Origin of the sequence: Archangium gephyra, from assembly GCF_042230915.1 — a bacterium.
GTDB lineage: Bacteria > Myxococcota > Myxococcia > Myxococcales > Myxococcaceae > Archangium > Archangium gephyra_B.
The window spans coordinates 5,045,753-5,065,122 of the sequence record NZ_CP102578.1 but is presented as its reverse complement, the minus strand read 5'-3'; the positions used below and the strand labels follow the sequence as shown (position 1 = coordinate 5,065,122).

Genomic DNA, 19,370 nt, shown 5'->3' with positions numbered 1-19,370 from the left:
CACCCCAGCCCTCTCCCGAGGGGAGAGGGGGCGCTCGCGAGGGCGCTCGCGGGTTGTGATCACGGGTTGAGGATGATGTCTCCCGAGGCTGGCAACTGCACCGTGCGCACCACCGGACCTCCTTCCATCTCCGTGTGGAAGTTCGTCCACACCAGCGTGTAGCGCCCCGGAGGCAGGCCCTGCAGCGTCACCCGCTCGCCCCTCGGCTGGTAGAGCAGTTGTCCGTAGCCCACCCGCATCAGCGCCGTCGGCGGGCTGCTCGCGTTCACATCCCCGGCGATCACCCACAGCGCATTGCCCCGCTCGGGCTTGAGCTGCACCGTCACCGCCGTTGAACCCGGCCCCGGCCCGATGTCCAACCGCTTCTCCCCTCCCTCCACCTGCACCAGCAACGCCGGCTCGCCGGAGAACTCGCGCGCCGCGCCCAGCGCGAAGCGGTAGTGGCCCGGAGCCACGTCCACGCTGTACTTCCCGTCCGGCCCCGTGACGATGCTCACCGGCTCGCCCCGGTCCGCGTTCACGCCCTCCAGCTGGATGCCCGCCGCTGGCCTGCCGTCGCCCCCGTATACCGTCCCGTACAGCTTCGTGGCCGGCTTCAACACCAGTTCCACCGGCTGCTGCCCCTCGCGCGAGGCCTGCGCCGACGCGCTCAGCCTCCCCTTGCGCGCAGACACCGTGAACCTCGCCACGAAGGGCGGGCTCGGCAGCGTGAAGCGCCCGTCCGGCCCCGTCAGCACCGAGTCCTCGCACGCATCACACCCCACCACCGCGTCCGCCACCGCTGCCCCGCCCTCGTCCCGCACCAGCCCCGTCACCGACGGCGCCCGCTCCAGCACCAGGTCTCCCAGCTCGCTCGGCTGCGCTGGCTTGTCCACCATCAGCGGCTCGAAGCCCGGCGCCTCCACCGACACGATGACGCGATCTCCCGCCGTCTGCAGCGTCACCTCGAAGCGCCCGTCCGAGCTCGTCACGTCGTGCTCGTCCAGCCGGAAGCGCCGCACCGGCTCGCCGTCCGAGGCCACCACCCGGCCGCTGAACACCGTGCGCTCCTCCATCACCAGCCGCACCGGCTCGCCACCGGCCGAGCCCTGCACGCGCTCGCGCTGGTCGTACTTCGCATGCCGGGCCTCCACGAGGTACGGCCGCCCGGGCTTCAGCGCGCGCACCTCGAAACGGCCCTGCGCGTCCGTCACCGCCGGCTCGGCCATGCGCGGCAACACCGCCACCGAGGCCTCCGCCACCGGCGCGCCCCGCGTGTCCACCACCTCGCCGCGAATCACCGCCCCCGGCTCGAGCGTCACCGTCACCCGCTGCGTCTGCCCGTCCGCCACCACCACCTTCTGCCGCTCCGAGGGCAGGTAGTCCCGGTGCGTGGCCACCATCGAGTACGTCCCCGGCGGCAGCCCGCGCATGGGCACCAGCCCGTCCGGCCCCGAGGAGGTGTCGCTGCGGAAGATGTTCTCGTTGTCCACCCACAGCACCACGTCCGCGCCCTCCAACCGGCGCCCCTCCCCCATCACCGTCACCTCCAGCGCCGCCCGGGGCTCCAGCTCCAGCTTCACCCCTTCGGCCGGAGCCGTCGCCTTCACCTGCCCGCCGCCCCACTCGGAGTGGTGCGCATGCAGCTCGTACAGGCCCGGCGTGGGCACCTCCGCGAGGAAGTGGCCCTCCCCGTCCGCCGTCACCGCATCGCCCGTGGGCTGCACCAGCACCGACACGTTGGGCGCCGGCCGGCCGTACTGGTCCAATACCTGCCCCGAAATCATCGTGGCGCGGGCCAGCTCCAGCTCCAGCGTCGTCTCGCCCTGCTTCACCCGCGCCGGCAACTGCGCATCCCGGTAGCCCTGCGCCTTGCCCTCCAGCACGTAATCCCCCACGGCCAGCGGGCCGAACTGCACCAGCGCTCCCGTGGACGGCTTCTGCGACTGGAGGGGCTTGCCCCGGGCCGTGCGCAGCACCAGCTCCGGCGAGGGCACCGGCTCCCCGGACTCGTCCACCACCGTGACCAGCAGCGTGCCCGCGTCCTCCAGTTCGAGCGTCACCTGCGTGAGGCTCTCGCTCAGCGAGAGCGTGCGGGGAATCGCCCCCAGCTTCCCGGCCTCGGCCGTCACCACCAGCTCGTCCGGGTACAGCCCCTCGAAGCGCGCCACGCCTCCCTCGGCCCGCGCCTCGCGCGCCAGGTGGTCCGCCTTCAGCCGCACCGTGGCCGTCACCGGCGCTCCCTGCCGGGTGACGCGCACCTCCAGCGTCCGCGACGTCTCCAGCCTCAAGCGCACCGGCTGCGGGCCCGCCTCCACCAGGGACTCCACCGCCGGGAGGAAGCCCTCCGCGGTGGCCAGCACGTAGAAGGGCCCCTCGCCCAGCCCGGAGAGTGTGAAGGAGCCATCCGGCCTCGCCACCGTCTCGGACGGCAACGGCACCTTGCGCGACACCGCGTACACGCGCGCGCCCGGCAGCCCCCGGCCCGCCCCGTCCACCACCTGCCCGCCGATGCTCCGCAACGGGGGCAGGTACAGCTCCACCGGCTCTCCCGGGGCCGCGCGCTCGCGCATGGCCGCGCCAAAGCCCGGCGCCCGCGCCCATACGGAGAAGGACACCCCGGCCAGGTGCTCGAAACGGAAACGGCCCTGCGCGTCCGTGCGCGCCGTCGCCTTCGGCTGGAGGAAACCCCGCGCCTGCTCGAAGAAGGCCAGCGCGTGCGGTGCGCTCTCCCGGGCCGGACAGGCCAGCAGCGCCTGCCCGCACTCGTCACAGCGCACCGAGGTGAGCGTCTTCTGCGCGCTCGCGGACAGGAACACGTCCGCGCCCGCCACGGGCCTGCCCGACGAGTCCAGCACCCGCCCCGTCAGCGTGAGGCCCTCCGACTCCCCGGAGGACACCTCCACCGCTTCGAAGTCGGGCAACACCCGCGCCGCGGACGAGTCCACGGCGGACACCGGCGGCGGCGGTGGCGTACTCCGAGGCCACAACACCGCCACCGCAACCAGAACCAGGGCGGCAGCCGCCCCTATCACGAGCCATTTGCGCATGGGACGGCGCGGGACCTTACTCCCGCGACGCGCCTGCCAACCGACATTCCCGGCCGTTCATTCCGGCCGGGTCGCCCGCCTGACGTCTTCCGCCCGCCCGGTGCTCACTCCTCGGCGAACGGCTGGATGGCCTGCGCCACCGCCAGCTCCTGCCTCGCCTCGCTCAGCTCCGAGTTGGTGGCCCTCAACCGGTCCGAGAGCACCTGCACGAAGCTCCACAGCATCTTCACCGCCAGGATGGACTCGCGCTTCATGAGTCCCATCAGATCCGAGCGCGAGATGACCATGGTGCGCGTGGGCTCGACCGCCCGCACGGTCGCCGAGCGGGGGGCGTTGTCGATGAGCCCCATCTCGCCGAAGTGCCCGCCGGGCCGCAGCTCGGCGATCTCCACCCCGCTCTTCTCGATGACCACCCGGCCGCGGATGACCACGAAGAGCTCCTCGCCCGGCTGGCCCTCCACCACAATCTCCCTCCCGGCCGGGAAGGTGCGCGTGGTGGCGATGGACAGCACCGCCGTCTGCTCCTTGTAGGTGAGGTGGCGGAAGAGCGGAATCTTGCGCAGCGCCTCCATGCGGCTCTGCGCCTCGGAGGTCTCCGCCTCCATGGTGCCTTCGCCGGACACCTTCACCACCACCGCGGTGATGTTGTCCTTGCCGCCGCGCTCGTTGGCCAGGTCGATGAAGCGCTTGGGCAGCTCCGCCGGCTGCGAGCCCTGCACGAACGGCAGCACCTCGTCGTCGTCCAGGTAGCCGTGCAGACCGTCCGAGCACAACACGAACAGGTCGCCCGGGAAGAGATCGACGATGAGGGTGTCGACCTGGACGGACTCCTGGATGCCCACCGCGCGGGTAATGACGTTGCGGTACTGCGAGGTGGCGGCCTGCTCCTTGGTGATGGTGCCGGCCTTGAGCTGGGCGGCCACCAGGGTGTGATCCTCGGTGAGCCGGTGGCACTGGCCGTGACGCACCAGGTAGATGCGCGAGTCACCCACGTGGCCAATCACGCCCTTGTTGCCGCTCACGGCGAGGCACACGAAGGTGGTGCCCATGCCGCGCTTGGTGGGGTCCGCCAGGGCCATGCGGAAGATGTCCGCGCACGCGCGCTGGATGGCCACTTCCATCAGGGCCTGGGCCGCGTTGCGCGCGTCCTGGCTCGTGTTGGTGCTCAGGTCCTTGAGCAGGTGCCGGTTGGACACCATGTGCTGGCGCACCACCTCGGTGGCACGGTTGCTGGCCACCTCGCCGGCCGCATGGCCTCCCATGCCATCGGCCACGATGAACAGGCCGAGCGGGGCGTCCACGAGCATCGCATCTTCATTGTGTTGCCGCTTCCGGCCCACGTCGGTCAGGCCGAAGGCCTCTGTCATCAATGGCACCGCGAACGCTCCCTGTTCCCTCGAAAGGGGTGAATCACACGTTACGAAGCCCGTGGAAGGGCTGACAAGCTCACGGTACCAACCGCCTCGAGAGCACCTTCGTGAAACCGCTCGCCAGATAGAAGGTGACCTCCACCTGGCCGAAGCGCAGACGGGTGCCGTCCGTGATCGGAGACGGACGCCGGGGGGTCAACCGCACGCCCCCCACGTACGAGCCGTTCTTCGAGCCCGCGTCGGTGAGGATGAAGCGGCCATCCGTCTCGCGCTGGAACCAGGCGTGGAAGCGCGACACCGTGCCGTCGTCGAGCACCACGTCGTTGTTGCCCGTGCGCCCCACGGTGATGCCCCGGCCGAACGCGTTCTCCTGGTTCTTCACCACCGGGAAGACGATGGGCTCGCCCACCCCCAGCATCGGCGTGGACACGTTGGTGAGCGTCTTGAAGTGGTGGTGCGTCTCGTCGTCCTCATCCCCCTCGGGCGCGCTCAGCATGGACGGCGCGGGCGAGAACACGAGCACCGCCGCCGGCAGCGTGCGCTCGTAGTCCGCCCGCTCTCGCTGGAAGCGGCCGATGTGGAGGCTGAGAAGCTCGACCATTTCGCTACACACTTCACCCCACCCGAGGGGTCGGGGTCCAGAGGCGCCTAGCGCCAGTCCGCATAGAATCCCAGTTGCAGTCCGCCCACATACGGCCGGGCCAGACTCGAACGCCTGTAGTTGTAGGGATCACCATATCCCACGGCCAGGCCAAGGGAAACGGAGCTGAAGCGGTAGCCGATCCTCGCCCGGCCATCCAGCAGGCCCACCCAGTAGGACTCCTCGGCCTTGGAGCCATTGCGGAAGCGGGCGTGGAACCAGGCGGGGCCCGTGCCCAGCTGGAAGCCCCACTCCAGGCCGGGCCCCCGCCGGTTGGTGTACCCCACGGAGAACATCAGCGAGTAGAGCTGGAGCGACCTCATGGGGACGTCGGCGCCCTCCACGACGGTGTCCGGCTTGAGCAACGCGAAGGCGGCCAGGGGCTCGATGAGCACCCCGAGGGTGTCCGTGCGGCCCTGGAAGAACACCAGCTGCCACTGCAGGCGGGCCTGGGGAAGGACGGCCCCGTCCCGGATGGAGGTGCCCAGGAAGGCGCCCCGGGGCAGCCAGGCGGGGGTGGCCGAGTCCGCCGGCCGGACCGGCTGCGCCAGTGCGGCCGAGGCCAGACAGAGAGTGAACAGGACGCAGGGGAGCAAGCGACGATTCATGACGCTTCCTTACCTCGCTTCCAGCCAAGGCTTGTCAAGCGCTTGTCAACGAAGGTTTACGTTGGCTATAGCACGTTACCCCCCTCCTGTACGTGAGGGTTCCAAGGAGTCGTTTCCCACATGCCCGGTGCGTCAACGCGTACAGGCAACACGAAGAAGAATCCCGTACGGACCGAGACCCTGGTCCGCAAGGCGGCGGCCGCCGCCACGGGTCTGTTGGATCAGAGTGAGCGCGTGCTGGTCGTCTACGACGAGGGAGGGGCCACCCTCTATTACGAGTCGGACGACGCGGAGGATGGAATAGGCCGCCGCAAGCTGCCTCGCGCCTCCTGAGCCGCGCCCCCCCCCTCGATTTCCACTCAGAGACAAGGCGGAAAGTGCCTCCTCGTGCGGGATGGGGCCAGTTGTGTCCATTGCTCTACAATTCATCCCCTTGTAACCGTTGAAGTCTCGACATCCTGGGTTGTCCCGAGCGATGCTGTGACGGGATGAGTCACGAGCAGTCACCGGAAGAGGATCCGGGACGCAGGCCGTGGCTGATCCAGACCAAAAGCCCCGCGAGTGGAGTGGCGGGCGGGAGGCACAGGGGGCCATCCGTGAGTCAGCAAGCTTCAGCAGCAGCGCGTCCGGCCGAGGCCGGCGCGGAACAGTCTCGGGGTTTCATCCTCTGGTTCACCGGCATGTCCGGTGCGGGCAAGAGCACGCTGTCCCTGGCGGTCCGCCGCCGGCTGGAGGGGGCGCACTCCGTCGAGGTGCTCGACGGGGATGAGGTGCGGACGTTCCTGTCGCGGGGGCTGGGCTTCACCCGGCCGGATCGCGAGGAGAACATCCGGCGCATCGGCTACGTGGCGCGGGTGCTCGCCCGGCACCGGGTGGCCGTCATCTCCGCGGCCATCTCGCCCTACCGCGGCTCGCGCGACGAGGTGCGGCAACTGGCCACGGAAGCGGGCACGCCCTTCATCGAGGTGTACGCGAAGGCCAGCCTGGACGCGCTCGTGCACCGTGACGTGAAAGGTCTCTACAAGAAGGCGCTGGCGGGGGAGATCCCCCACTTCACCGGCGTCTCGGACCCCTACGAGCCGCCCGAGTCCCCCGAGGTCACCGTCTACACGGACTCGGAGACGGTGGAGCAGAGCGTGGAGCGCATCCTCGCCGCGCTGCGCCAGCGGGGACTCACCGCGTAACACCCCGGTCACGGCAGGGTGGGCGCACTGCACGTACGCCCACTACCAGACATGTCGTTGTACGAGGCCCACCGGCTGATTCAGGCTGCCGCCTCCTAGCCCCCCACCAAGCAGGTCCCCACCATCATGCACGCACACCACACCAGAGGGCTCCTCGCGGGCGCGTTGCTGCTCGCCTCGGCGGCCCAGGCCGAGCCCGGAGAGCCCGTGGCCCAGGGCATCTCGGTCGGCATTTCGAGCTTCCGGCACTTCGGGCTGTGGCGGCCCTCCGAGGAGGCCATGACGCTGGACGCCGCGTACCAGCGGGCCCTGGGCACCACCGGGCTCGGCCGCAACCTGTTCGTGGGCGGCGGACTGCGGTTCGCCTTCCCCGCGGCGAAGACGACCTTCCCGCTCGAGGCCTACGCCCGGGGCGAGCTGCGCACGCGGGTGGGCTTCTGGGAGCCCGCCGGAGGCCTGGAGCTGGGGTTCAGCCGGGTCGCGACGCCCTGGCAGAAGCTGCGCATCCCCTTCGCCAAGGAGCTGTTCGAGCAGGACGATGCGCGCACCGGCCCGATGTACTTCGCCGTGCATGTCGCGCCCCTGCGGTTCCACTTCGGCCGCTTCGTGGTGGGGGGCCCGGAGGTGCAGTGGGGCCCGGTGGGCCCGCCCTTCGGGACGGTGCAGCGGCTTCACATCGGTCTGGGCCGTCTGGAGGTGCAGCTGTGAGCATGCCGCTTCGTTCTTCCCTCCTCGTGATCGCCGCGGGCCTCGGGCTCGGCGCGTGTGCCCCGACCCAGGTCCTGGAAGGCGCCGATCTGCCCGCCTTGAAGGCCGTGGCCGACGAGGTCCAGCCCGAGCGCGTCTGGAGCAACCTGATGGCGCTGACCGAGCAGCACGGCTCGGACATGTCCATCGACTGCGCGCCCCTGTTCGCGGAGGGGGCCATCAAGGCGTTCCCCGAGCTGTGCCACCTCTCGAATACCAAGTCGGGCGAATGGCTGCGCTCGCAGTTCCAGGCGCTCGACGTGATGACGGTCACCAACGACGTATCGGACGGTGACGCCAGCGTGCGCAGCAACAACATCGTCGCGGAGCTCAAGGGCGTCTCCAAGCCCGACGAGGTCATCCTGGTGGGGGCCCACTTCGATGCCTTCTGGCAGGGCGCCGATGACAACAGCAGCGGTGTCGCGGCGATGCTGGAGCTGGCCCGGGTGCTCTCCGGCCACCGCTTCGAGCGCACCATCCGGTTCGTCGGCTTCGACCTGGAGGAGTACGGCATCACCGGCAGCCACCGGTACGTGAAGGAAGGCAAGGCGGAGAATGTCGTCACCGCGCTCGTCTTCGACTGCATCGGCTACTACTCCGACGCCGAGGACTCCCAGGGCTCGATTCCCGGCCTGCCCGCGCCCTCCAAGGGCGACTTCCTGGCCATCATCGGCAACGACGAGTCCAGCCACCAGGCCGCGGAGATCTACGCGCTCAACAACGAGCTGAACCTGATGAAGGCGGTCCCGCTCATCTCCTCCGGCAATGGCACCCCCACCATGGGGCTGTCCCTGGGGCTGAGCGATCACATGCCCTTCTGGTTCAACCACCAGCAGGCCGTGTTCCTCACCGACACCGCGCCCTTCCGCAACCCGCACTACCACAAGGAGACCGACACGCCGGACAAGCTGGATCCGATCCGCCTCGGTCAGGCCACCCGCGTGGCCGCCGCCACGATCGCCTACTGGGCGGGGGGAGTGAAGTGATGAAGACCCTGCATCCCATGTCCATGAAGGCCGGCGTGCTCGCGCTGGGGCTCGGACTGCTGAGTCACGGGGAGGCCAGGGCGGAGGAGCCCTCGGCCTCGAGCCACCGGCTCTCCGTCTACACCGTCGCGGGCGCCGAGGTTTACCTGTCCGAGGCCCGGACGATCGGCGGCGTCGGTGGAGGGGTCGGCGTGCGGGACACCCTGAACGACCGGTTCATCCTCCAGGCGGATCTCAGCTACCTGTCGCTGCTGGGCAACGCGGCATCGCTGCGCGTGGGCGCCGGCATCCAGCGCAGCGGCACGTACGCCCCAGCGGCCCTGCTCACGCTGTCCACCCTGTTCGGTGAGCGCCTGAGCTTCCTCACCCCGGCGCACCCCACCCGCATCGCGGGGCCCGCCATGTCCCTGGGCGTCACGCTCGCCCCGGTCCGCTTCGATTTCCAGTCGGTGCAGCTCTCCCTCCTGCAGCTCGGCCTCGGCGTTGGCTCGGACCTTCCCGGTCTGGGCATCAACTACTCGGTCGGGCTGCTGGAAGTCGGAGCCACCTTCTAACGTCGCGCCGCACCTGAAGTCCGAATGCTTCCCCACGCGCCGCTGGTGCTCCAGCGGTCGCGATGGACGCCCCATAGCGAAAAACGAGGAGACTCCATGAACCCCGGTGCGACTTCCGGCTCCCCCGCCCTCCCAGACGTGCACTGTGACACGCTCGTCGAGCTGCTGCGCACCTGGGCCCAGCGCGAGCCCGACTTCCGTGGCTATACGTTCCTCGTCGACGGCGAGAGCGAGGAGGCCCACCTCTCGTACGCGGAGTTGGATCGCAAGGCGCGCGCCATCGCCGCCTCGCTCCAGCGCATGGGCGCCCAGGGCCAGCGCGCCCTGCTGCTCTACCCGCCGGGGCTGGACTACATCGCGGGCTTCTTCGGCTGCCTCTACGCCGGCGTCACCGCCGTCCCCATCTACCCGCCGGATCCGATGCGGCTGGGACGCACCCTGCCCCGCCTGCTCGCCATCAGCAACGACGCGCAGGCCACGGTGGCCCTCACCACCGACTTCATCCTCGGCATGGCCGAGATGCTCTTCGAGCAGGCCCCGGAGCTGAAGTCGCTGCAGTGGATGGCCACCGACACGCTCGACGCCGCCGTGGCCGAGCAGTGGAAGGACCCGAGCGCGAGCCCCAGCACGCTCGCCTTCCTCCAGTACACCTCGGGCTCCACCAGCACGCCCAAGGGCGTGATGCTCACGCACTCCAACCTGATGCACAACCTGTCGCTCATCCACGCGTGCTTCGGGCACTCGCGCAAGAGCCAGGGTGTCATCTGGCTGCCGCCCTACCACGACATGGGCCTCATCGGCGGCATCCTCCAGCCGCTCTACGGCGGCTTCCCCGTCACGCTGCTGTCGCCCGTGGACTTCCTCAAGAAGCCGCTGCGCTGGCTGCAGGCCATCTCCAAGTACAAGGCCACCACCAGCGGCGGCCCCAACTTCGCCTACGATCTGTGCGCGCGGAAGGTCACCCCCGAGGAGCTCGCGGCGCTGGACCTGAGCCACTGGGACCTGGCCTTCAACGGCGCCGAGCCCATCCGCCCGGAGACGCTCAAGCGCTTCGCGGACACCTTCGGGCCCGCCGGCTTCCGCGCGCAGGCCTACTACCCCTGCTACGGCCTCGCCGAGGCCACGCTGATCGTCACCGGCGGCCACAAGGCCGAGCTGCCCGTTGAGCGCACCTTCGACACCGTGACGCTCCAGAAGAGCCGCGCGGAGATCGTCTCCCCGGCGCTGCCCACCGCGCAGACCCAGGTGGGCTCCGGCCGCTGCCTCACGGATCAGCAGCTCCTCATCATCCACCCCGAGACCGGCGCGCCGTGCGCCTCCGGCGAGGTGGGAGAGATCTGGGTGTCCGGCCCCAGCGTGGCCCAGGGTTACTGGGGCCAGCCCGAGGCCACCGCCCGCGCCTTCCACGGCGTGCCCCAGGGCGCCACGGACGGCTCGCGCTTCCTGCGCACCGGAGACCTCGGCTTCCTCCTGGAGGGCGAGCTCTTCGTCACCGCGCGCCTCAAGGACCTCATCATCATCCGCGGCCGCAACCACTACCCGCAGGACCTCGAGCAGACCGTGGAGCGGACCCACCCGTCCCTGCGGCCCGGCTGCGGCGCGGCGTTCGCCATCGACGTCCAGGGCGAGGAGCGCCTGGTGGTGGCCCATGAGATCGACCGCAAGGCCGTCGAGTCCGGCACCGTCGACCTGGAGGGCCTCGCGCAGACCATCCGCCAGGCCATCGCGGACCAGCACGAGCTGCAGGCCCACGGCGTGCTGCTGCTCCAGGCCGGCAGCATCCCCAAGACGTCCAGCGGGAAGATCCAGCGCCACGCCACCAAGAAGGACTTCCTCTCCGACAGCCTGGAGATCGTCCACAAGAGCGTCCTGGATGCCCCTCCCACCGTGAAGGAGCAGGCCGCCCCCAAGCGCGAGCCGAGCTTCATCCTGAAGGCGCTCGCCGCCGTGCAGGATCCGGCGATCCGCCACTCGCTCCTGCTGCTGCACATCCAGGAGCAGGCCTCCCGCGTGCTGCGCATCCCCACCAGCCAGCTCGACACGAGCAAGCCGCTCTATGCCTTCGGCATGGACTCGCTGATGGCGGTGGACCTGAAGAGCAGCGTGGAGTCCGGCCTCGGCGTGGAGATGCCGCTCTCCGACGTCATGCAAGGGCCCAGCCTGTCGAAGCTGACGGAGCTCGTCCTCGGCTACCTGTCCGCGCCCCAGGCCGCCGCTGTGAAGGAGGCCCCGAAGCCCCGCGCCGAGGGTGACGCGCCCCTGTCCGGCGGACAGCAGGCCCTGTGGTTCCTGCACCAGCTCGCGCCCGGCAGCTCCGCGTACCACGTGCCCGTCGCCGTCCGCGTGCGCTCCGCCCTGGACATGGCGGCCCTGCGGCGCTCCTTCGAGACGCTCGTCGCGCGCCACCCCGCGCTGCGCACCACGTTCGCCATGACCCCCACGGGTCCCGTCCAGCACGTGCACGCGAGCATGGCGCTCGACTTCGAGGCCGTGGACGCCGCGGCCCTCGGCGAGACGGAGCTCGATGCGCGCCTCATCGACGAGGCGAAAAAGCCCTTCGACCTGGAGCACGGGCCGCTGCTGCGCGTGCGCGTCCTCACCCGCGCGGCCCAGGAGCACGTGCTGCTCATCACGATGCACCACATCGTCACCGACTTCTGGTCGCTGGCGGTGCTGGCCGAGGAGCTCGACGCGCTCTACCCCGCCGAGTGCGCGGGCCGGAAGGCCGAGCTGCCCGCCCTGGAGACCACCTGCGCCGACTCCGCCCGTGAGCAGGCCGCGATGCTCGCCGGGCCCCGCGGCCAGACGCTCGAGAAGTACTGGCGCGAGCAGCTCGGCGGTGAGCTGCCCGTCCTCAACCTGCCCACGGACCACCCTCGCCCGCCCGTCCAGACGTTCAACGGCCGCATCCACACCACCCGCCTGGACTCCCGGCTCGTGGAGGGACTCAAGGCGCTCGCCCAGGCCCAGGGCTCCACGCTGGCCATGGTGCTCCAGTCCGCCTTCCAGGTGCTGCTGCACCGCTACACCGGCCAGCAGGACTTCACCCTCGGCGTGGTGAGCGCCGGCCGCAACAAGGCCGACCTCGCCCGCGTCGCCGGCTACTACGTCAACCCGCTCGTCCTGCGCACCCGGCCCTCGCCGACTCAATCCTTCGAGGCCTTCCTCGCGAAGAACCGCCAGACCACGCTGGATGCCTTCGAGCACCAGGACTACCCCTTCAACACCCTCGTCGAGCGGCTCCAGCCGGTTCGCGACCCCAGCCGCTCCCCGCTCTTCCAGGTGATGTTCTCCTACCAGCGGGCCTACAAGCTCGACGAGCGCGGCCTGACGCCCTTCGCGCTCGACATCGCCGGCGCCCAGGCGCAGCTCGCCGGCCTGCGGCTCGAGTCCCTCACCCTGGAGCACCACGTCGCCCAGTTCGACCTGACGCTCACCCTCGGCGAGGCGGACGGCGGCATGGTCGCCTCCTTCGAGTACAACACCGACCTCTACGAAGCCGGCTCCATCGCCCGCATGGCCGGGCACCTGCGCACCCTGCTCGGCGGCATCGTCGCCGATCCGCGCAAGCCGCTCGCCCAGCTGCCCCTGCTCACCGACGCCGAGCGCCAGCAGCTCCTCGTCGAGTGGCACGGCACGCACGTCCCCCTGGCCGCGGACCAGAACGTCCCCACGATGTTCGCCGCGCAGGCCGAGCGCACCCCCGACGCCACCGCCGTGCTCTTCAAGGACGAGCGGCTCTCCTACCGCGAGCTGCGTCAGCGCGCCGGACGGCTCGCCTCGTGGCTGCGCTCCGAGGGCGTGGGCTCCGGCTCCATCGTCGGCCTCTGCCTGGAGCGCTCCCTGGAGACGATCGTCTCCGTGCTCGCCGTCCTCCAGACCGGCGCCGCCTACGTGCCGCTCGACCCCGCCTACCCCGCCGAGCGGCTGGCCTACATCCTCGAGGACGCGCAGGTGCCCGTCCTCCTCACCCAGTCCTGGCTGCGCCGCCAGCTCGGGCAGCTCTCCTCCAAGGACGGCGAGGTCCGGGTCCTCTGCCTGGACACCGACATGGACTGGAGCTCGGGCACCGAGGCGTCCCCGGCCCTGCTGCAGCCGAACGGCCTCGCGTGCCTCATCTACACCTCCGGCTCCACCGGACAGCCCAAGGGCGTGATGCTGGAGCATGCCGGTATCACCAACCTCGTCCGTTCGTTCATCGACTCGTACCAGCCCGGTGAGAAGGACCGCATCCTCCCGCTCACCTCGCTGTCCTCGGCCAGCTTCGTGGGGGAGATCCTCCCGCTGCTGTGCGCCGGTGGCACCCTCGTGCTGCCCACCGAGGATGAGATCCTCGACCTGGAGAAGCTCTTCGAGCTGATCGCTCGGCAGTCCATCTCCATCGTCAGCACCGTGCCCGCCGTGCTCGCCGGCCTCAACGCGCGCAAGGACGAGCTGCCCCCGCTGCGCCTCGTGCTCAGCGGCGGCGAGGCCCTCGTGGCCGCCGACATGGAGCGCCTCGTCGGCACCACCCAGGTCGTCAACGGCTACGGCCTCACCGAGACCACCGTCTGCTCCACCTACTACCCCATCCGCGCCGAGGACCTGCACGGCCACACCTGGGTCCCCATCGGCAAGCCCGTCATCAACACGTCCGTGTACGTGCTCGACGCCGAGCGCAACCTGCTGCCCGTGGGCTGCCCGGGTGAGCTGTACGTGGGCGGCCTGGGACTCGCGCGGGGTTACTGGCGCCGCCCGGAGCTGTCCTCCGAGCGCTTCATCCCCCACCCCTTCAAGCCCAACGAGCGCCTGTACCGCACCGGCGACATGGCCCGCTGGCTGCCCGATGGCGTGCTGGAGTACCTCGCCCGCGTCGACGACCAGGTGAAGATCCGCGGCTTCCGCATCGAGCTGGGTGAGGTGGAAGCGGCGATCAAGCAGCACCCCGAGGTGCGCGAGGCCTTCGTCATGGCCCGCGAGGACTCGCCGGGGGACAAGCGGCTGGTGGCGTACGTGGTGCTCGCCAACACGGCCCTGACGAGCAGCGACCTCCACGCGGCGCTGGCGGAGCAGCTCCCGCCGTACATGATTCCCTCGGCGTTCATGCCGCTGGCCTCGCTGCCGCTGTCGCCCAACGGCAAGGTGGACACCCGGGCCCTGCCCGCCCCCGAGGGCGAGCGCCCCGCCCTGGCCGCCGCCTACGTCGCGCCCCAGAGCTCGCTCGAGCGAGACATCGCCACCATCTGGCAGGACATCCTCAAGGTCGACCGCGTCGGCCTCCACGACAACTTCTTCGAGCTGGGCGGCAACTCCATGCTCATCGCCCGGGTGCACCGCCGCCTGCGCGAGGAGCTCAAGTGCGAGCTCGCCCTCGTGGACATGTTCAAGTACTCGACCGTCAGCTCGCTCGCCGGGTTCCTCAGCCGCAAGCCGGACGAGTCCTCGCAAGCCAATGCCGCCCAGAAGCTCAAGGACGAGGCAGACAAGCGCAAGGCCGCCATGGGCAAGCGCCAGCAGGCAGCCCAGGCCCGGCTCCGCAAGCCCGGCGGCAAGTAGCCGACGTCATCTCCCTTCTTTCCCTCTTTGATGTGTCCTTTGACGGACCCGGAACACGCCCATGACCACTGAGACCACCCCCGAGCTGGAAGGGATCGCGATCGTCGGACTAGCCGCCCACGTGCCCGGCTCGCGGACGATCGCCGAGTTCTGGAAGAACCTGCACGATGGTGTCGAGTCCATCTCGTTCTTCTCCGAGCAGGAGCTGATCGACACGGGCATTGATCCGTCGCTGGTGCGCGCGCCCAACTACATCAAGGCGTGCGGCATCCTCGGGGACACGGATCAGTTCGACGCGGCCTTCTTCGGGCTCAACCCGCGCGAGGCGGCGTTGATGGACCCGCAGCACCGCGTCTTCCTGCAGTGCGCCTGGGAGGCGATGGAGACGGCGGGCTACAGCCCCGAGCGGCAACCGGGCCGGACGGGCGTGTTCGGCGGCATGAGCATGAACACGTACCTGCTCACCAACGTGTACCCGCACCTGTCGCACGTGGCGTCCGTGGAGAGCCTCCAGGCCTCCATCGGCAACGACAAGGACGCGCTCACCACCGAGGTCGCCTACCGGCTCAACCTCAAGGGCCCGGCCGTCACCATCCAGTCGTCCTCGTCCACCTCGCTCACCGCCATCCACTACGCCTGCCAGAGCCTGCTCAGCTACGAGTGCGACATGGCCCTGGCCGGTGGCGTGTCCATCCACTTCCCGGAGAAGCAGGGCTACCTGCACTACGAGGGTGGCACCACCTCGTCGGACGGCCACTGCCGCCCCTTCGACGCCAAGGCCGAGGGCTTCGTCTCCGGGCACGGCGCGGGCGTGGTGGCGCTGCGGCGCCTCGCGGATGCCGTCGCCGCCGGTGACACCATCTACGCCGTCGTGAAGGCCACGGCGGTGAACAACGACGGCTCCCAGAAGGTCAGCTACATGGCCCCCAGCGTCGAGGGCCAGGCCGAGGTCGTCTCGCTCGCGCAGGCCCTCGCGGGCGTGGAGCCGGACAGCATCGGCTACATCGAGTGCCACGGCACCGCCACGCACATGGGGGACCCGATCGAGATCGCCGGCCTCACGCAGGCCTTCCGCGCCGGCACGGACGAGAAGAACTTCTGCGCGCTCGGCTCGGTGAAGGGCAACATCGGCCACCTGGACTCGGCCGCGGGCGCGGTGGGCTTCATCAAGGCCGCGCTGGTGCTCCACCACAAGCAGATCCCCGCCACGCTCCACTTCGAGTCGCCCAACCCCGCCATCGACTTCGACAACAGCCCCTTCTACGTGAACGCGAAGCTGTCCGACTGGCCCGAGGGGGAAACTCCGCGCCGCGCGGGCGTCACGTCCCTGGGCATGGGCGGCACCAACGCGCACGCCATCCTCGAGGAGACTCCCGCGCTCCCCGCCACCGACAAGCCGCGCCGCTCCTCCCAGGTGGTGATGCTCTCGGCGCGCTCGGACGCCTCGCTGGAGGCCGCCACGGACCGGCTCGTCTCGCACCTGCGCGCCAACCCGGACGTGAGCCTCGCCGACGCCGCCTTCACGCTCCAGGTGGGCCGCAAGCGCTTCGCCCGCCGCCGCGCCCTCGTGGCCCACTCCGTGGCGGATGCGATCGAGGCCCTGTCCTCGCGTGACCCCGCCCGCGTCTTCACCGGCGGCCAGGAGACCGGCGGCCGCCCCGTCATGTTCATGTTCTCCGGCCAGGGCGCCCAGTACGTGGACATGGGCCGGCAGCTCTACGAGTCCGAGCCCCTGTTCCGCGACGAGGTCGACGCCTGCTCGAAGAAGCTGGAGAAGCACCTCGGCTTCGACCTGCGCACCGTCCTCTACCCGCCCGAGGCCCAGCGCGAGGCCGCCACCGAGCGCCTCAAGCAGACCTCCCTCACCCAGCCCGCCCTCTTCGTCATCGAGTACGCGCTGGCGAAGCTGTGGATGTCGTGGGGCCTCAAGCCCCGGGCGATGATCGGTCACAGCATCGGCGAGTACGTGGCCGCCTGCCTCGCCGGTGTGTTCTCCCTGGACGACGCGCTGGCGCTCGTGGCCGCGCGCGGCCGGCTCATGCAGCAGATGCCCGCCGGCGCCATGCTCGCCGTGCCCATGACCGAGGCCCAGGTGCTGCCGCTGCTCGGGGACGGGCTCTCGCTCGCCGCCGTCAACAGCCACGAGACCTGCGTCATCGCCGGCCCCATCCCCGCCATCGACGCGCTCGCGGAGAAGCTCACCCTCCAGGCCATCGCCACCACCCGCCTGCACACCTCGCACGCGTTCCACTCGTCCATGATGGACCCCATCCTGGACACGTTCCGCGAGCAGGTCCGCCGCGTCTCCCGGCAGGTGCCGCAGCTGCCCTACCTGTCCAACGTCACCGGTAAGTGGATCACCGCCGAGGAGGCCACCAGCCCCGACTACTGGGCGAAGCACCTGCGCCAGGCCGTGCGCTTCGCCGACGGGCTCGGCGAGTTGCTCAAGGAGGCCGACGCCATCCTCCTGGAGGTGGGCCCCGGCCAGACGCTCACCACGCTCGCCCGGCAGAACCCGGCCAAGGGCGCCCAGCACGTGGTCCTCAACTCCCTGCGCCACCCGCGCGAGCAGAAGAACGACCTCGACTTCCTCCTGGGCATCCTCGGCCGCCTGTGGCTCTCCGGCATCGAGCCCGACTGGGACGCCTTCCACGGCGACGAGAAGCGCCGCCGCATCCCCCTGCCGACGTCCCCGTTCGAGCGCCAGCGCCACTGGGTGGATCCGCCCAAGGACTCCGTCCACGGCAAGCCCCAGGGCGCCGCCGCGGACAAGAAGCAGGACGTGGCCCGCTGGTTCTACCTGCCCTCGTGGCAGCGCGCCCTCCCGCCCTCGGCCGCCTGGAGCGAGCAGAAGGCGTGCTGGTGGCTGCTCGTCTCCGAGTCGCACGCCAACGGCCTGGGTGCCAGCCTCGCGCGGCGCCTCACGGAGGCCGGCCAGCAGGCCATCACCCTCACCCCGGGCACGCACCTCGCGCAGCTCGGCGAGCGCCACTGGTCCATCAACCCGCGTGAGGCTTCCGACTTCGCGTCCCTGGTGCAGCAGCTCACGGCCCAGGGCCTCGGGCCCGACCGCGTCCTCCACCTCTGGAGCGCCGTCCCCGAAAGCACCCCGTTCGACACGGCCCAGGAGCGGGGCTTCCACAGCCTCCTCTTCCTGGCCCAGGCGCTCGGCCGCCAGGAGGCGAAGCCCGTGTCGCTCACCGTGGTCACCCACCGGATGCAGGCGCTCGGCGAGGAGCTGCCCGCCCCCGAGAAGGCCACCGTGCTCGGCCCCGTCCGCGTCATCCCCCAGGAGTACCCGCACCTCTCCGCGAAGTCCGTGGACGTGAGCCTCCCCACCCCGGGCGGCTGGCAGGAGGCCCACCTCGTCGAGCAGCTCCTGGCCGAGGGCGCCGACGACTCCCGGAGCCACAACGTCATCGCGTACCGCGGCCAGCAGCGCCAGGTGCAGGTGTTCGAGCCCGTCCCCGCTCGCGAGCCGGGTTACGTCCCCGTGCGTGACCGGGGCGTCTACCTCCTGCTCGGTGGCTTCGGCACCATCGGCTACAGCCACGCCGAGGTGCTCGCGAAGCGCGCCCAGGCGCGGCTCGTGCTCGTCGGCCGCTCCGCCCTGCCCGAGCGCTCCACGTGGGACTCGTGGCTCGCCACGCACGATGAGAAGGACCCCATCGGCCAGCGCATCCGCAAGGTGCGCGCGCTCGAGGCCCTGGGCGCCGAGGTGCTCGTGGTCAGCGCGGACGTGTCCGACCGGGCGCAGCTGCGCGCCGCCGTCGAGCAGACCCTCGCGCGCTTCGGCGAGCTGCACGGCGTGGTGTTCTCCGCGGGCACGGTGGATGCCTCGCTCTTCCGCTCGCTCGCGGACGCGACTCCCACTGACGCGCACTTCCTCTTCCAGAGCCGGGCGCTCGGGCTCTACGCGCTCGAGGAGGTGCTGCGCGGCCGGACGCTCGACTTCTGCATGCTGGCCTCGTCGCTCGCGGCGGTGCTCGGTGGCGTCGGACGCGCTTCGTACGCTGCCGCCATGAGCTTCATGGACGCGTTCGCCCTCCGCCAGACGCAGGAGTCCCCGGTGCCCTGGATGAGCGTGGGCTGGGATGCCTGGGCCGCCGACGCGGGCCCCAACCCCTTCGGGGCCCTGTCCATCTCCGCCAGCGAGGGCGCCGAGGCCTTCACGCACCTGCTCTCCATGGGCCCGGTGGCCCAGGTCGCCGTCTCCACCAGCAACCTGCTGGCCCGCGCCGCGCAGACGTCGCCGTCCGAAACCAAGAAGGCCACCGACGCCAAGGCCGAGCACGTGGTGCCCGACGCGCAGTCGCAGCAGACCGCTCCCCGCCCCGCCATGCAGAACGCCTACGTGGCCCCGCGGGACGAGCTGGAGGAGTCCGTCGCCAAGCTGTGGCAGTCCATGCTGGGCATCACCCAGGTGGGCATCCACGACAACTTCTTCGAGCTGGGCGGCAACTCGCTCGTGGGCATCAAGCTGATTGCCCGGGTGCGCGAGCAGTTCGGCGTCCAGATCCCCGCCGTCACCCTGTACGAGGGCCCGACGGTGCAGGCGCTGGCGAAGCTGCTCAAGGCCGCCGCGGGTGGCGCCGAGGAAGAGTCCGGCGAGCCCGACAGCCGCAGCCGGGGCGAGCGGCGCCGCGCGAAGAGACAGCGCCGCGGCGACGACTCCGCCACCGAAGAGTAGCACCGAGCCCCTTCGTCCCGAGACACA

Annotated in this window: 11 protein-coding genes; 7 read left to right on the top strand and 4 right to left on the bottom strand. The window is 70.5% G+C overall.

The features are described from left to right. Positions 1-59 precede the first annotated feature (59 nt). The 4 genes from NR798_RS19790 to NR798_RS19775 form a co-directional block, all read right to left on the bottom strand. Entirely contained in the window at positions 60-3,029 is a 2,970-nt protein-coding gene (locus tag NR798_RS19790) for a carboxypeptidase regulatory-like domain-containing protein (RefSeq protein WP_375773046.1), read from the bottom strand. Between the two features lie 104 nt (positions 3,030-3,133). Further along, positions 3,134-4,396 (bottom strand): Stp1/IreP family PP2C-type Ser/Thr phosphatase, encoded by a 1,263-nt coding sequence (locus NR798_RS19785; protein WP_047857118.1) that lies wholly within the window; start codon positions 4,394-4,396, stop codon positions 3,134-3,136. Positions 4,397-4,475: 79 nt separating this feature from the next. Beyond that, complete coding sequence (locus NR798_RS19780) at positions 4,476-5,000, bottom strand: FHA domain-containing protein (RefSeq protein ID WP_375773045.1); 525 nt, start codon at positions 4,998-5,000, stop codon at positions 4,476-4,478. Between the two features lie 47 nt (positions 5,001-5,047). Next, positions 5,048-5,647, bottom strand: coding sequence for a hypothetical protein (locus NR798_RS19775; RefSeq protein ID WP_375773044.1), 600 nt, complete (start codon positions 5,645-5,647; stop codon positions 5,048-5,050). Positions 5,648-5,767: 120 nt separating this feature from the next. Here NR798_RS19775 and NR798_RS19770 point away from each other — a divergent pair, with 120 nt between their 5' ends. From NR798_RS19770 to NR798_RS19740, 7 genes are all read left to right on the top strand, one after another. Beyond that, positions 5,768-5,980, top strand: coding sequence for a hypothetical protein (locus tag NR798_RS19770; RefSeq protein ID WP_375773043.1), 213 nt, complete (start codon positions 5,768-5,770; stop codon positions 5,978-5,980). A 263-nt stretch (positions 5,981-6,243) separates the two neighbouring features. Next, positions 6,244-6,831 (top strand): adenylyl-sulfate kinase, encoded by a 588-nt coding sequence (cysC, locus tag NR798_RS19765; RefSeq protein ID WP_375773042.1) that lies wholly within the window; start codon positions 6,244-6,246, stop codon positions 6,829-6,831. A 126-nt stretch (positions 6,832-6,957) separates the two neighbouring features. After that, positions 6,958-7,539, top strand: coding sequence for a hypothetical protein (locus NR798_RS19760; protein WP_375773041.1), 582 nt, complete (start codon positions 6,958-6,960; stop codon positions 7,537-7,539). 2 nt (positions 7,540-7,541) lie between these two features. Then, entirely contained in the window at positions 7,542-8,564 is a 1,023-nt protein-coding gene (locus NR798_RS19755) for a M28 family peptidase (protein ID WP_375773040.1), read from the top strand. Continuing rightward, complete coding sequence (locus tag NR798_RS19750) at positions 8,564-9,118, top strand: hypothetical protein (protein ID WP_375773039.1); 555 nt, start codon at positions 8,564-8,566, stop codon at positions 9,116-9,118. Before NR798_RS19755 ends, NR798_RS19750 begins: the two co-directional genes overlap by 1 nt. A 96-nt stretch (positions 9,119-9,214) precedes the next feature. After that, positions 9,215-14,653, top strand: a complete 5,439-nt coding sequence (locus NR798_RS19745; RefSeq protein ID WP_375773038.1) for an amino acid adenylation domain-containing protein — start codon at positions 9,215-9,217, stop codon at positions 14,651-14,653. Positions 14,654-14,714: 61 nt separating this feature from the next. Next, on the top strand, positions 14,715-19,343 hold the full coding sequence (locus NR798_RS19740; RefSeq protein WP_375773037.1) for an SDR family oxidoreductase: 4,629 nt from the start codon (positions 14,715-14,717) through the stop codon (positions 19,341-19,343). Positions 19,344-19,370: the final 27 nt, after the last annotated feature.

Excerpts from the sequence above, each read along its gene's own strand:
- NR798_RS19790 (WP_375773046.1), bottom strand. The coding sequence starts at position 3,029 with ATGCGCAAATGGCTCGTGATAGGGGCGGCTGCCGCCCTGGTTCTGGTT.
- NR798_RS19785 (WP_047857118.1), bottom strand. The coding sequence starts at position 4,396 with ATGACAGAGGCCTTCGGCCTGACCGACGTGGGCCGGAAGCGGCAACAC.
- NR798_RS19780 (WP_375773045.1), bottom strand. The coding sequence starts at position 5,000 with ATGGTCGAGCTTCTCAGCCTCCACATCGGCCGCTTCCAGCGAGAGCGG.
- NR798_RS19775 (WP_375773044.1), bottom strand. The coding sequence starts at position 5,647 with ATGAATCGTCGCTTGCTCCCCTGCGTCCTGTTCACTCTCTGTCTGGCC.
- NR798_RS19770 (WP_375773043.1), top strand. The coding sequence starts at position 5,768 with ATGCCCGGTGCGTCAACGCGTACAGGCAACACGAAGAAGAATCCCGTA.
- NR798_RS19760 (WP_375773041.1), top strand. The coding sequence starts at position 6,958 with ATGCACGCACACCACACCAGAGGGCTCCTCGCGGGCGCGTTGCTGCTC.
- NR798_RS19755 (WP_375773040.1), top strand. The coding sequence starts at position 7,542 with ATGCCGCTTCGTTCTTCCCTCCTCGTGATCGCCGCGGGCCTCGGGCTC.
- NR798_RS19750 (WP_375773039.1), top strand. The coding sequence starts at position 8,564 with ATGAAGACCCTGCATCCCATGTCCATGAAGGCCGGCGTGCTCGCGCTG.
- NR798_RS19745 (WP_375773038.1), top strand. The coding sequence starts at position 9,215 with ATGAACCCCGGTGCGACTTCCGGCTCCCCCGCCCTCCCAGACGTGCAC.
- NR798_RS19740 (WP_375773037.1), top strand. The coding sequence starts at position 14,715 with ATGACCACTGAGACCACCCCCGAGCTGGAAGGGATCGCGATCGTCGGA.